11 protein-coding genes and 1 tRNA gene are annotated in these 12835 nt (G+C 58.4%); 10 read left to right on the forward strand and 2 right to left on the reverse strand.

Annotated elements, in window-relative coordinates; all coding sequences use genetic code 11:
- Positions 1-12: 12 nt before the first annotated feature.
- Complete coding sequence (locus CAG34_RS21565; protein ID WP_003250656.1) at positions 13-225, reverse strand: cold-shock protein; 213 nt, start codon at positions 223-225, stop codon at positions 13-15.
- A gap of 162 nt (positions 226-387) precedes the next feature.
- Positions 388-693, reverse strand: a complete 306-nt coding sequence (locus CAG34_RS21570; protein ID WP_025338540.1) for a hypothetical protein — start codon at positions 691-693, stop codon at positions 388-390.
- A gap of 338 nt (positions 694-1031) precedes the next feature.
- On the opposite strand from CAG34_RS21570, the gene thrS reads away from it, so the two are divergent.
- The 10 genes from thrS (at position 1032) to CAG34_RS21625 (ending at position 12786) form a co-directional block, all read left to right on the forward strand.
- On the forward strand, positions 1032-2954 hold the full coding sequence (gene thrS / locus CAG34_RS21580) for a threonine--tRNA ligase (protein ID WP_013972004.1): 1923 nt from the start codon (positions 1032-1034) through the stop codon (positions 2952-2954).
- The gene (gene infC, locus CAG34_RS21585; RefSeq protein WP_013972005.1) at positions 2954-3505 is read left to right on the forward strand and encodes a translation initiation factor IF-3; all 552 of its coding nucleotides are present in this window, start codon (positions 2954-2956) and stop codon (positions 3503-3505) included. The genes thrS and infC overlap by 1 nt, the downstream gene beginning before the upstream one ends.
- Before the next feature lie 61 nt (positions 3506-3566).
- Positions 3567-3761: a 50S ribosomal protein L35 gene (gene rpmI / locus CAG34_RS21590; RefSeq protein ID WP_003250667.1), complete on the forward strand. Its 195-nt coding sequence runs from the start codon at positions 3567-3569 to the stop codon at positions 3759-3761.
- A gap of 27 nt (positions 3762-3788) precedes the next feature.
- A complete protein-coding gene (gene rplT, locus CAG34_RS21595; protein WP_003250671.1) occupies positions 3789-4145 on the forward strand; it encodes a 50S ribosomal protein L20 in 357 nt (118 codons plus the stop codon).
- Positions 4146-4254: 109 nt separating this feature from the next.
- Complete coding sequence (gene pheS, locus CAG34_RS21600; RefSeq protein WP_013972006.1) at positions 4255-5271, forward strand: phenylalanine--tRNA ligase subunit alpha; 1017 nt, start codon at positions 4255-4257, stop codon at positions 5269-5271.
- A 31-nt stretch (positions 5272-5302) separates the two neighbouring features.
- Complete coding sequence (gene pheT / locus CAG34_RS21605; protein WP_085592299.1) at positions 5303-7696, forward strand: phenylalanine--tRNA ligase subunit beta; 2394 nt, start codon at positions 5303-5305, stop codon at positions 7694-7696.
- 4 nt (positions 7697-7700) lie between these two features.
- Positions 7701-8003, forward strand: a complete 303-nt coding sequence (gene ihfA, locus CAG34_RS21610) for an integration host factor subunit alpha (protein WP_003250679.1) — start codon at positions 7701-7703, stop codon at positions 8001-8003.
- The gene (locus tag CAG34_RS21615; protein ID WP_003250681.1) at positions 7984-8340 is read left to right on the forward strand and encodes a MerR family transcriptional regulator; all 357 of its coding nucleotides are present in this window, start codon (positions 7984-7986) and stop codon (positions 8338-8340) included. Before ihfA ends, CAG34_RS21615 begins: the two co-directional genes overlap by 20 nt.
- A 114-nt stretch (positions 8341-8454) precedes the next feature.
- Positions 8455-8531, forward strand: a tRNA-Pro gene (locus CAG34_RS21620).
- Positions 8532-9252: 721 nt separating this feature from the next.
- On the forward strand, positions 9253-12786 hold the full coding sequence (locus tag CAG34_RS21625) for a helicase-related protein (protein WP_085592301.1): 3534 nt from the start codon (positions 9253-9255) through the stop codon (positions 12784-12786).
- The last annotated feature ends 49 nt before the right edge of the window (positions 12787-12835 follow it).

Consider the following 12835-nt stretch of genomic DNA (forward strand, 5'->3'; position numbering starts at 1 on the left):
CAGCTATCCGAATTACTCCGGACGAACCTGTGCAGCCTGCATGCCCTTCTGGCCGCGCTCGGCGACGAAGGAAACAGTCTGGCCTTCTTTCAGGCTCTTGAAGCCGTCAGATTCGATGGCCTTGAAGTGAACGAACAGGTCGTCGCCGCCGCCTGCTGGGGTGATGAAGCCGTAGCCTTTCTCATCATTGAACCATTTGACGGTGCCTTGTTGGCGATTGGACATGGGTGAATCTCCAGAACATTTAGTTTTTTCAGTGGTGCAATGCGGCCGAGGCTACGGAGCACGGGACACATCATAGTCTAATTCTGCGCATCTAGCGCCTTTTACCTTCGCAGGATATTGATCCAGCTCAAAGAATGGCTGGTCTGCTCTGGCTTTAAGGTTTCAGCTCTTCGGTGCGCAGGCCTGTTTCACGACCGTCTGGGCCTTCTGCATCAGCTTGGCGTCCACGCCATCGTTGCTGTCGAGGTCGGCAATCTCCGCGTCGGTGAAATTCTTTTTGATGGTTTGCGCGCCACAGTCGCAGTGTTTTTTCGCGGTCGCAGCGTCAACGCCTTGGCCTTGTGCCACTTGCGTGCACTGGCTCATGTAGGCGGCTTCCTTCCCGGCCGGGAAGTTGCCGGCGTTCGCAGCCATGGGCAGCAGCAGGGCCCCAGCGGCCGCCAGGGCCAGAAGAGACGGAACTCGCATAACCAGTTACTCCTTGGGTTAAGGTCTCATCAAGAGTAGGTTGCTTCCCAAGGTCTGATAGGAATTTTTCCGCGTTAGTTCACCGCTGCGGCGTAATTTCCAAATATTTCTGCCTGGCATGCAACCCGCGTGCTAGCATGCCCGGCTTGCAGCTGACAACTTGCAGCCTGCAGCTATCTTTTTTCTTTCCAGTCACTCTGGTTCGTCCCTGGCAAGCCGAAAGGCTTCTGCCACTGTGAGGCAGGCTTCCCGTTGCGGGAAGGCAGGTCGGATCTTGTACTGGCTCATCCCAACCCACGTGACCTTTGGTAGGGGTCACCACTAGGAGAGGAGGCGCCATGCCCGTTATTACTCTTCCCGATGGCAGTCAACGTTCGTTCGATCATGCCGTATCCGTAGCCGAAGTCGCCGCTTCCATCGGCGCCGGCCTGGCCAAGGCCACCGTGGCCGGCAAGGTCGACGGCAAACTGGTCGATGCCTGCGACCTGATCAGCAACGACGCCACCCTGCAGATCATCACCCCTAAAGATGAAGAGGGACTGGAGATCATCCGTCACTCGTGCGCCCACCTGGTCGGCCACGCGGTGAAGCAGCTGTACCCGACCGCCAAGATGGTGATCGGCCCGGTCATCGACGAAGGCTTCTACTACGACATCGCCTACGAGCGCCCCTTCACCCCTGAAGACATGGCCGCCATCGAAAAGCGCATGATGGAGCTGATCGACAAGGACTACGACGTCATCAAGAAGGTGACCCCGCGCGCCGAAGTCATCGACGTGTTCAAGGCCCGTGGCGAAGACTACAAGCTGCGCCTGGTCGAAGACATGCCGGACGAGCAGGCCATGGGCCTGTACTACCACGAAGAATACGTCGACATGTGCCGCGGCCCGCACGTGCCGAACACCCGCTTCCTCAAGGCATTCAAGCTGACCAAGCTGTCCGGCGCCTACTGGCGCGGCGATGCCAAGAACGAGCAGCTGCAACGCGTGTACGGCACCGCCTGGGCCGACAAGAAGCAGCTGGCTGCGTACATCCAGCGCATCGAAGAAGCCGAAAAACGCGACCACCGCAAGATCGGCAAGCAGCTCGACCTGTTCCACCTGCAGGAAGAAGCCCCGGGCATGGTGTTCTGGCACGCCAACGGCTGGACCGTGTACCAGGTACTCGAGCAGTACATGCGCCAGGTCCAGCGCGTCAACGGCTACCAGGAAATCAAGACCCCGCAGGTTGTCGACCGCATTCTCTGGGAGCGTTCCGGCCACTGGTCCAACTACGCCGAGAACATGTTCACCACTTCGTCGGAAAGCCGTGACTACGCGGTCAAGCCGATGAACTGCCCATGCCACGTGCAGGTGTTCAACCAGGGCCTGAAGAGCTACCGCGACTTACCGCTGCGCCTGGCCGAGTTCGGTGCCTGCCACCGTAACGAGCCGTCCGGCGCCCTGCACGGCATCATGCGCGTGCGTGGCTTCGTGCAGGACGACGCGCACATCTTCTGCACCGAAGAACAGGTGAAGAAAGAAGCCGCCGACTTCATCAAGCTGACCCTGGACGTGTACAAGGACTTCGGCTTCACCGACATCGCCATGAAGCTGTCGACCCGCCCGGCCAAGCGCGTGGGTTCCGAAGAGCTATGGGACCGTGCCGAAGGCGCACTGGCCGACGCCTTGAACGAATCGGGCCTGGAGTGGGAATACCAGCCGGGCGAGGGCGCCTTCTACGGCCCGAAGATCGAGTTCACCCTGCGCGACTGCCTCGGCCGTAACTGGCAGTGCGGTACCCTGCAGTACGACCCGAACCTGCCAGAACGCCTGGATGCCAGCTATATCGCCGAAGATAACAGCCGAGTTCGCCCGGTCATGCTGCACCGCGCCATCCTCGGTTCGTTCGAGCGCTTCATCGGCATGCTGATCGAGCACTACGCTGGTGTGTTCCCGGCCTGGTTGGCACCCACCCAGGCCGTGATCATGAACATCACCGACAAGCAGGCCGATTTCGCCCTCGAGGTGGAAAATACCCTGAACGGTAGCGGTTTCCGTGCCAAGTCGGACTTGAGAAATGAGAAGATCGGCTTTAAAATCCGCGAGCATACTTTGCTCAAGGTCCCGTACCTTTTGGTTATAGGGGATCGCGAAGTCGAAACGCAGACCGTCGCCGTACGCACCCGTGAAGGCAAAGACCTCGGCTCCATGCCGGTGGCTGAATTCACGCAGCTGCTCAACAGCGCTGTTGCCCAGCGCGGTCGCCTAGAATCGGAGTAATGACTATTAAGCGTGAAATGAGAAACGATAAACGAACTGCACCGAAAGCCCCGATCAACGAGAATATCTCGGCACGCGAGGTTCGGTTAATTGGCGCTGACGGCGAGCAGATTGGCATCGTCTCGATTGATGAAGCGCTTCGTATCGCTGATGAAGCGAAGCTGGATCTGGTGGAAATCTCCGCCGACGCGCAACCGCCCGTCTGCAAGGTGATGGACTACGGCAAGCACCTCTTCGAGAAGAAGAAGCAGGCCAACGAAGCCAAGAAAAACCAGAAGCAGATCCAGATCAAAGAAATCAAGTTTCGTCCAGGGACGGAAGAAGGGGATTACCAGGTAAAACTACGCAACCTGGTACGTTTCCTTACCGATGGGGACAAGGCCAAGATCTCTCTGAGATTCCGCGGCCGTGAGATGGCCCACCAGGAGCTGGGCATGGAGCTGTTGAAGCGGGTCGAAGCCGACCTCGCCGAATACGGCTCCGTTGAGCAGCATCCGAAGATGGAAGGACGCCAGCTTATGATGGTCATCGCCCCCAAAAAGAAGAAGTAATCTCCCGGGCACGGCAGGCCTGATGATTATTGTGTAATTTTATCGAATGCGGAGTTCCAACATGCCAAAAATGAAAACCAAGAGCGGTGCTGCGAAGCGCTTCCTGAAGACCGCTTCCGGCTTCAAGCACAAGCACGCTTTCAAGAGCCACATCCTGACCAAAATGTCGACCAAGCGTAAGCGTCAACTGCGCGGTGCCAGCCTGCTGCACCCGTCTGACGTGGCAAAAGTCGAGCGCATGCTGCGCGTACGTTAATTCTGGTTTAGATAGAGGAAGTTACTCATGGCTCGTGTTAAGCGTGGCGTCATCGCTCGTAAGCGTCACAAGAAAATTCTGAAACTGGCTAAAGGCTACTACGGTGCACGCTCGCGCGTATTCCGCGTTGCCAAGCAGGCTGTCATCAAGGCAGGTCAATATGCCTACCGTGACCGTCGTCAGAAGAAGCGTCAGTTCCGCGCACTGTGGATCGCTCGTATCAACGCCGGTGCCCGCACCAACGGTCTGTCCTACAGCCGTCTGATTGCTGGCCTGAAAAAGGCTTCGATCGAAATCGACCGTAAGGTTCTGGCCGATCTGGCAGTGAACGAAAAAGCGGCGTTTGCTGCGATTGTCGAGAAAGCTAAAGCCGTTCTGGCTTAAGTACCCGCGACAATCACCCGGCGGCGCTAGCGCCGTCGGGCATTGAACGTCATCGATAGGGGAAGAGCCTTCAAAGCTCTTCCCCTATTTTCGTATCTGGAGTCTGTACATGGAAAACCTGGATGCGTTGGTCTCCCAAGCCCTAGAGGCCGTGGAGCGCGCTGAAGACATCAATACCCTGGAACAGATCCGGGTGAATTATCTCGGCAAGAAAGGCGAGCTGACCCAGGTGATGAAGACCCTGGGCAACCTGCCAGCCGAAGAGCGGCCGAAAGTCGGCGCGCTGATCAACGACGCCAAAGAGCGCGTCACCGTTGTGCTCAATGCCCGCAAGGCCGCCTTCGAAGAAGCCGAGCTCAGCGCTCGCCTGGCTGCCGAATGCATTGACGTCACCCTGCCAGGCCGCGGCCAGGCCACCGGTGGCCTGCACCCGATCACCCGTACACTCGAGCGCATCGAGCAGTTCTTCACCCACATCGGCTACGGCATTGCCGAAGGCCCAGAGGTGGAAGACGACTACCACAACTTCGAAGCGCTCAACATCCCAGGCCACCACCCGGCCCGGGCGATGCACGACACCTTCTACTTCAATGCCAACATGCTGCTGCGCACCCACACCTCGCCGGTGCAGGTGCGGACCATGGAGTCCACCCAGCCGCCAATCCGCATTGTCTGCCCGGGCCGCGTATACCGCTGCGACTCGGATATCACCCACTCGCCGATGTTCCACCAGGTCGAAGGCCTGCTGATCGATCGCGATATCAACTTCGCCGACCTCAAGGGCACCATCGAAGAATTCCTGCGCGTGTTCTTCGAAAAAGAACTGGCGGTACGTTTCCGCCCATCGTTCTTCCCCTTCACCGAGCCGTCCGCCGAAGTCGACATCCAGTGCGTGATGTGTTCCGGCAAAGGCTGCCGCGTGTGCAAGCAGACCGGCTGGCTGGAAGTGATGGGCTGCGGCATGGTGCACCCGAACGTGCTGCGCATGTCCGGCATCGACCCTGAAGAGTTCCAGGGCTTTGCCTTCGGCATGGGCGCCGAGCGCCTGGCCATGCTGCGCTACGGCGTCAACGATTTGCGTCTGTTCTTCGATAACGACCTGCGGTTCCTTGCCCAATTCCGCTAGGCCCAATCGACGCACATTCTAGGAGAACAGCATGAAATTCAGTGAACAGTGGCTGCGCGGTTGGGTAAACCCGCAAGTCTCCCGTGACGAACTGGTCGCCCGCCTGTCCATGGCCGGCCTCGAAGTCGACAGCGTTATCCCCGCTGCCGGCCAGTTCAGCGGCATCGTCGTGGGCGAAATCCTCGCCACCGAACAACACCCGGACGCCGACAAGCTGCGCGTGTGCCAGGTAAGCAACGGCCAGGAAACCTTCCAGGTCGTGTGCGGCGCCCCTAACGCCCGCCCAGGCATCAAGATCCCGTTCGCCATGATCGGCGCCGAACTGCCAGGCGACTTCAAGATCAAGAAGGCCAAGCTGCGCGGCGTCGAGTCCTTCGGCATGCTGTGCTCGGCTGCCGAGCTGCAGATCAGCGAAGAGAACGACGGCCTGCTGGAACTGGCTGCCGACGCCCCGGTTGGCGAAGACATTCGCCAGTACCTGAGCCTGGACGACGCCAGTATCGAAATCGGCCTCACCCCCAACCGCGGCGACTGCCTGTCCATCGCCGGCCTGGCCCGCGACGTCAGCGCCCTGTACGACACCCCGGTCACCCGCCCGGTAGTGCCAGCCGTACCGGCTGCCCACGACGAAGTGCGCCCGGTCGAAGTCAGCGCCCCGGCTGCCTGCCCACGCTACCTGGGCCGCGTCATCCGCAACGTCGACCTGAGCAAGCCGACCCCGCTGTGGATGGTCGAACGCCTGCGCCGCAGCGACGTGCGCAGCATCGACGCCGCCGTCGACATTACCAACTACGTGATGCTCGAACTCGGCCAGCCGATGCACGCCTTCGACCTGGCAGAAATCAACGGCGGCATCCGCGTACGCATGGCCGAAGAGGGCGAGAAGCTCGTCCTGCTCGACGGCCAGGAAGTTGCCCTGCGCGCCGACACCCTGGTAATCGCCGACCACACCCGCGCCCTGGCCATTGCCGGCGTCATGGGTGGCGAGCACAGCGGTGTGAACACCGAAAAAACCCGCGACCTGTTCCTCGAAAGCGCCTTCTTCGAGCCGATCTCCGTCGCCGGTAAAGCCCGTTCCTACGGCCTGCACACCGACGCCTCGCACCGCTACGAGCGCGGCGTAGACTCGCAGCTGGCCCGCGAAGCCATGGAGCGCGCCACCCAGCTGCTGCTGGACATCGTCGGCGGCGAAGCCGGCCCGGTCGTCGAAGCCGTCAGCGAACAGCACCTGCCGCAAGTGGCCCCGGTTACCCTGCGCGCCGAACGCATCACCCAGATGCTCGGCATGGAAATGGACCCAGCCCAGGTCGAGCAACTGCTCAATGCCCTGGAACTGACCACCACCAAGAGTGGCGGCTCCGAAGGTGTAGCGCAGTGGACCGTCAATGTCCCAAGCCACCGCTTCGACATCAGCCTGGAAGTGGACCTGATCGAAGAGCTGGCCCGCCTGTACGGCTACAACAACCTGCCGGTTCGCTACCCGCAAGCCCGCCTGGCCCCCCAGGGCAAGCCGGAAACCCGCGGTGACCTGCCGACCCTGCGCCGCCTGCTGGTTGCCCGCGGCTACCAGGAAGCCATCACCTACAGCTTCATCGATCCGAAACTGTTCGAACTGTTCAGCCCGGGCGTAGAGCCGCTGCTGCTGGCCAACCCCATCTCCAGCGACATGGCCGCCATGCGCGCGTCCCTGTGGCCGGGCCTGGTCAAGGCACTGCAGCACAACCTGAACCGCCAGCAAGACCGCGTGCGCCTGTTCGAAAGCGGCCTGCGCTTCGTCGGCCAGCTCGGCGACCTGAAGCAGCAGCCGATGATCGCCGGCGTTGTCACCGGCAGCCGCCTGCCAGAAGGCTGGGCCAACGGCCGCGACGGCGTCGACTTCTTCGATGTGAAGGCCGACGTGGAAGCCCTGCTGGGCTACTCCGGCGCCCTGAGCGACTTCACCTTCAGCGCCGGCAAGCACCCAGCCCTGCACCCAGGCCAGACCGCCGCCATCGAGCGTGACGGCAAGCTGGTCGGCTACCTCGGCGCCATCCACCCAGAGCTGGCAAAAGCCCTGGACCTGGACCGCCCGGTGTTCCTGTTCGAGCTGGTGCTGGGCGACGTGGTCGAAGGCCGCCTGCCGAAATTCAGCGAGCTGTCCAAGTTCCCGGAAACCCGCCGTGACCTGGCTTTGATCGCAGGACGTGATGTAGCTTCTAGCTCGGTGCTTGAAGTAATTCGTGACAATGCAGGCGAATGGCTCACAGACCTCAGGCTGTTTGATGTCTACCAAGGTAAAGGCATTGATCCTGATAGAAAAAGCCTTGCCGTCGGCTTGACCTGGCAGCATCCATCGCGCACTCTTAACGACGATGAGGTGAACACTACCCTGCAAAACATCCTCACCTCGCTCGAACAAAGGTTGAACACCACGTTAAGGAAATAACGGCATGGGTGCTCTGACGAAAGCTGAGATGGCCGAAAGGCTGTACGAGGAGCTGGGGCTTAACAAGCGTGAGGCCAAGGAGCTGGTCGAGCTGTTTTTTGAAGAAATTCGGCACGCACTTGAAGAGAACGAGCAGGTCAAGCTGTCCGGTTTCGGCAACTTCGACCTTCGCGACAAACGCCAGCGGCCGGGCCGCAACCCCAAGACAGGGGAAGAAATCCCGATCACCGCACGGCGCGTCGTCACCTTTCGTCCAGGGCAGAAGTTGAAGGCCCGGGTTGAGGCCTATGCTGGAACCAAGCCATAACGACGAACTGCCCCCCATACCGGGCAAAAGGTACTTCACCATTGGTGAGGTGAGTGAGCTTTGTGCGGTAAAACCGCACGTGCTGCGGTATTGGGAGCAGGAGTTCGATCAGCTCAATCCCGTGAAGCGGCGGGGGAACCGGCGGTATTATCAGCGGCAGGATGTGCTGATGATTCGCCAGATTCGTGCGCTGCTTTATGACCAGGGGTTCACCATTGGCGGGGCTCGGTTGAGGCTCTCCAGTGATGAGGCCAAGGATGAGTCGAGCCAGTACAAGCAGCTGATTCGGCAGATGATTGTCGAGTTGGAGGATGTGTTGGTGGTGTTGAAGAAGTGACCTGGGTTGCTGGTGAATGGAAAATTTTTTGAGAAAAAGCTTTCATTTATCAGGAGGTTAGGGTAAATTCTTCAACGTTCTCGGTAGCATTGAGAGCATGCTTCAAAGCCGAGTCGGGGCGTAGCGCAGCCCGGTAGCGCACTTGCATGGGGTGCAAGGGGTCGAGTGTTCGAATCACTCCGTCCCGACCATTATTTAAACGACTAAGCCACCTTCGGGTGGCTTTGTTGTTTTTGGAGTTTTTGGTCTTTTAGAGGCTTCGCTTGTTTCATTAATCAATCTTGTGATTCGGTAAGGCAAGATAGCTGTGCGCACCGTTTCGCGAACCTCGTAATAGAGCAGGCGTTTCGTAAAGGGGTGGGCTACCCTGGTTCAATCCGCTGTCCAGTTACGATGCTCCCTGCGCTAAGCGATGAGGGCCGGTGTGGGCGAATAGATTTGCGGGCTGAACTTCTTGTGTTGGACCGTAAGCAGCTTTTCACTGGTCGCGCTACGGAGTGCGCGACCCATGCCTCGAGAGCGCCGGGGTGATCTGAAACGGTGTTAAACGTTGCTGATTTATAAGCTGTTTCTGTAATTTTGTATTTTGGTGGAATACCCTTTGGAATGCAGCGTCGGTGAAAAAGCGAACGGCTACGTTATAGGTCGCTGGAAATCCGTTCATGGAAATCGGATTTTCTTTTCACCTTTCGGTTGTAATGCTAGTTCCACATTGGAAACCCATTCCCTCCTGACCCTGCAGCACAGGGGGCGTCTGGACGCGCCTCGCCTTCGCAACTATCAACATGGTGATCGCATTTAGGAAAACGTGAGCGCCAGCGCTTTCCTGGGCGCCCTGTGGCCCTAGAAACTGGTGTCACTTTCAGCGTATCCACGTAAACTCTCGGATTTCTCAAACGCTGGAAGCTTTCGATGCTCAAGCTGGAAGACATCAAAAAAGACGCCCAGATTCGTGGCCTGCATGGCGACGAGATGGTCAAGATTGTCAGTGTCGACAAGGTCGGTGACTCGGCGATCAGCGTCGTCTACCAGAAGAGTGCGGGCGGCTACGGTGATCAGATGCTGTTTCGCAGCGACGAATCCCGTCTTGAACTGGCCCAAGCCGGTAGAGCTTGGGCGTTTGATGCCCCAGGTAGCGATTTCAAGCTGGCCTTGGAGGCCTGGCGAATCCAGCTGGCCCATCTGTTCGATCCGATGATGGCAGTGCACACCTCCAATGTAGATCCGCTGCCGCACCAGATTTCCGCCGTCTATGAGTCCATGCTGCCACGTCAGCCGTTGCGGTTTGTGTTGGCCGATGACCCTGGCGCCGGTAAGACCATCATGGCCGGTCTGCTAATCCGCGAGTTGCTGATGCGAGCCGATGCTCGGCGCATCCTCGTGGTATCGCCAGGTTCGCTTACTGAGCAATGGCAGGACGAACTGTTGGAAAAGTTCGGCATCAAGTTCGAGGTGTTCAGCCGTGAGAAACAGGAGCAGTGCGCCACAGGCAATTACTTCGAGGAGCAAAACCTGCTGATCTGCCGTCTCGATCAGCTGTCGCGCAACGAGGACTACCAGCTCAAGCTCAAAAATACCGACTGGGATCTGATCATCGTCGACGAAGCTCACAAGCTGTCGGCCAACTACTTCGGTAACAAGGTTAACAAGACTAAGCGTTTCGAGTTAGGTGAGCTGCTCGGTTCGATTACTCGTCACTTCCTGCTGATGACGGCTACCCCACATAATGGCAAGGAAGAAGACTTCCAAATCTGGCTGTCGCTGCTCGATGGCGACCGCTTCTACGGCAAATTCCGCGAGGGTGCCCACAAGGTCGACGTATCTGACCTCATGCGACGAATGGTCAAAGAAGAGCTGCTTAAGTTCGATGGCACCAGGCTATTCCCGGAACGGCGCGCCTACACAGCCAACTACTCTCTGTCTAAGCAGGAAGCGACGCTTTATCACGACGTAACAGAGTACGTGCGCAACCAGATGAACTTGGCTGATCGCCTCGATGGTCAGCGCAAGAACAACGTCGGCTTTGCGCTTACTCAACTGCAGCGCCGTCTGGCTTCCAGCCCTGAAGCCATTTATCAGTCGCTGCGCAATCGTCGCAAGCGACTGGAAAATCGTATTGAGGAAGAAAAGCTTCACTTGCGCGGTGGCGGTGTCGCCAGTGTGTTGGGCGCATACCTGGAGAAAAAGCGCATCGAGGTGCCAGACAACCTCGACGAGATGGAAGACGAGCTCAGCGCCGATGAATACGAGCTCTTCGCTGACCAATTAGTAGACCAGGCGAGCGCTGCCGAAACTATCGCTGAGATGGAAACTGAAATCTGCTTGTTGCAAGGCTTGGAGCTACAAGCGCAGCGCCTGGTGGCTTCCGGCAGTGACCGCAAATGGGAAGAGTTGTCCTGCCTACTGCAAGACTCCCCACAGATGTACAACGGAGAGAACCGCCGCAAACTGATTATCTTCACCGAGCATCGCGCCACTCTGGATTATCTGGTCAAGCGCATCGCCGACATGCTGGGTGATTCGCAGGCCATCGTCACCATTCATGGCGGTACCAACCGCGATGAGCGGCGCAAGGTGCAGGAAGAGTTTCGTCACAACCCGCGGGTGTTGGTGCTGATTGCTACCGATGCGGCCGGCGAGGGCGTCAACCTGCAGAACGCCAATCTTATGGTCAATTATGACTTGCCCTGGAACCCCAACCGCCTGGAGCAGCGTTTCGGCCGTATCCACCGTATTGGTCAGGATCAAGTCTGCCATCTGTGGAACATTGTCGCCAACGAAACCCGTGAAGGTGAGGTATTCCAGAAGCTGTTCGAAAAGCTAGAGATTGAGAAGCAGGCGCTGGGCGGCAAAGTATTCGACATCCTTGGCGAGGCCTTCGACAACGTCTCACTCAAGGATCTGCTGATCGAAGCTATTCGCTATGGCGACTCGCCTGAAGTGCGTGAGCGGCAAAACCAGGTCATCCAAGGGGCGCTGGACACAGAACATCTGCGTGCAATCCTCCGTCGCAACGCTCTGGTCGAGCAGCATATGAGCCTCGACCAGCTTTATGCAGTCAAAGAAGAAATGGAGAAGGCCGAAGCCCGTAAGTTGCAGCCCTATTTCATCCGTTCCTTCTTCAATGAGGCTTTTACTAGCGTTGGCGGAGAGCTGCGTAATCGGGAGCCTGCGCGTTATGAAATCCGTCACGTGCCGGCTGCTCTGCGCGAGCGTGACCGAGTAATCGGGGAAACCCGTACGCCTGTGCTCAAACAGTACGAGCGCATCTGCTTCGAGAAACAGCAGGTACGCGTGCCCGGCAAGCCTATGGCCGACCTTATCCACCCAGGCCATCCGCTGATGCAGGCGCTAACCGACATCACTCTCTGCGCTCATCGCGGCAAGCTCAAGCAGGGCTCGGTGCTGGTCGATCCCAATGACGACAGCCTGATCCCCAAAGTGCTGTTCATGCTCGATCACAGTGTGCGTGAGAGTGCCAGCTACATAACTGAACAACCTAAGATCGTCTCGCGCCGCCTGCAGTTTGTGGAAATCGACCCGCAGGGCAAAAGCAGCAATGCCGGTTGGGCTCCGCATCTGGATCTATTGCCGATCAAACAGTATGAGCTTGCCCTAGTGCAGGACGTGCTGAGTGCCTCCTGGCTGCAGCAGAACCTGGAAAGCTTTGCACTACAGCATGCCTCGCAGCAACTGGTGCCCGAGCATTACAGCGAAGTGAGTACTCGCATTCAGCGCCAGGCCGAGCGTGTGCTGGCCGCTGTGCATGAGCGCTTGGTCAAGGAAATCAACTACTGGTCTGATCGTTATCTTAAACTCAGTGACGACGTGGCTACTGGCAAGCAGCCGCGTATGCAGCCGGAGAATGCCCGCCGCCGCTATGAAGAGCTGACTGCCCGACTAGAGCAGCGCACCCGTGAGCTGCAATCCATGCAACAGGTCAGCTCTGCAACGCCAGTAGTGATTGGCGGAGCGCTGGTGATTCCTTCCGGGCTATTGGCTCAGCGCCAAGGCGATACAGCTTTCTGCACGGATGCAGAAGCACGCTCTCGTATCGAATGGGCTGCCATGCATGCCGTCATTGCGGCCGAGCGGGCTCTGGGACACAGCGTCAAGGATGTATCCGCCGAGAAGTGCGGTTGGGATATCACTGCGCGCCCGGCGGTAGCTGCCGATGGCAGTATCAAGAACGATCGTCATATTGAAGTCAAGGGGCGCGTCAAGGGCGCAACCACTGTTACCGTCACCAAGAACGAGATTTTCTCCAGCTACAACCAAGGCGAGAAATACATTCTTGCTATCGTGCTTGTGGATGGTGAGGATGTCGACGGCCCTTACTACATCAAGCACCCATTCAAGAGCGAGCCTGAGTTCGGCATTGCCAGCGTCAATTATGACCTGCAAGAGCTACTGGGGCGTGCGATCAAACCGGATCAAAGCCTGTGAGGCTCCCCAGGCTGCGCCTCAACAGCTATCTGGCAAGACGATCTGTATT

Source organism: Pseudomonas sp. B14(2017) (genome assembly GCF_002113255.1).
In the GTDB taxonomy this organism is placed as follows: Bacteria; Pseudomonadota; Gammaproteobacteria; order Pseudomonadales; family Pseudomonadaceae; genus Aquipseudomonas; species Aquipseudomonas putida_Z.

What these genes read in the sequence shown, in the direction of transcription:
- CAG34_RS21565 (WP_003250656.1), bottom strand. Translation starts at nt 225, where the DNA reads ATGTCCAATCGCCAACAAGGCACCGTCAAATGGTTCAATGATGAGAAA.
- CAG34_RS21570 (WP_025338540.1), bottom strand. Translation starts at nt 693, where the DNA reads ATGCGAGTTCCGTCTCTTCTGGCCCTGGCGGCCGCTGGGGCCCTGCTG.
- thrS (WP_013972004.1), top strand. Translation starts at nt 1,032, where the DNA reads ATGCCCGTTATTACTCTTCCCGATGGCAGTCAACGTTCGTTCGATCAT.
- infC (WP_013972005.1), top strand. Translation starts at nt 2,954, where the DNA reads ATGACTATTAAGCGTGAAATGAGAAACGATAAACGAACTGCACCGAAA.
- rpmI (WP_003250667.1), top strand. Translation starts at nt 3,567, where the DNA reads ATGCCAAAAATGAAAACCAAGAGCGGTGCTGCGAAGCGCTTCCTGAAG.
- rplT (WP_003250671.1), top strand. Translation starts at nt 3,789, where the DNA reads ATGGCTCGTGTTAAGCGTGGCGTCATCGCTCGTAAGCGTCACAAGAAA.
- pheS (WP_013972006.1), top strand. Translation starts at nt 4,255, where the DNA reads ATGGAAAACCTGGATGCGTTGGTCTCCCAAGCCCTAGAGGCCGTGGAG.
- pheT (WP_085592299.1), top strand. Translation starts at nt 5,303, where the DNA reads ATGAAATTCAGTGAACAGTGGCTGCGCGGTTGGGTAAACCCGCAAGTC.
- ihfA (WP_003250679.1), top strand. Translation starts at nt 7,701, where the DNA reads ATGGGTGCTCTGACGAAAGCTGAGATGGCCGAAAGGCTGTACGAGGAG.
- CAG34_RS21615 (WP_003250681.1), top strand. Translation starts at nt 7,984, where the DNA reads ATGCTGGAACCAAGCCATAACGACGAACTGCCCCCCATACCGGGCAAA.
- CAG34_RS21625 (WP_085592301.1), top strand. Translation starts at nt 9,253, where the DNA reads ATGCTCAAGCTGGAAGACATCAAAAAAGACGCCCAGATTCGTGGCCTG.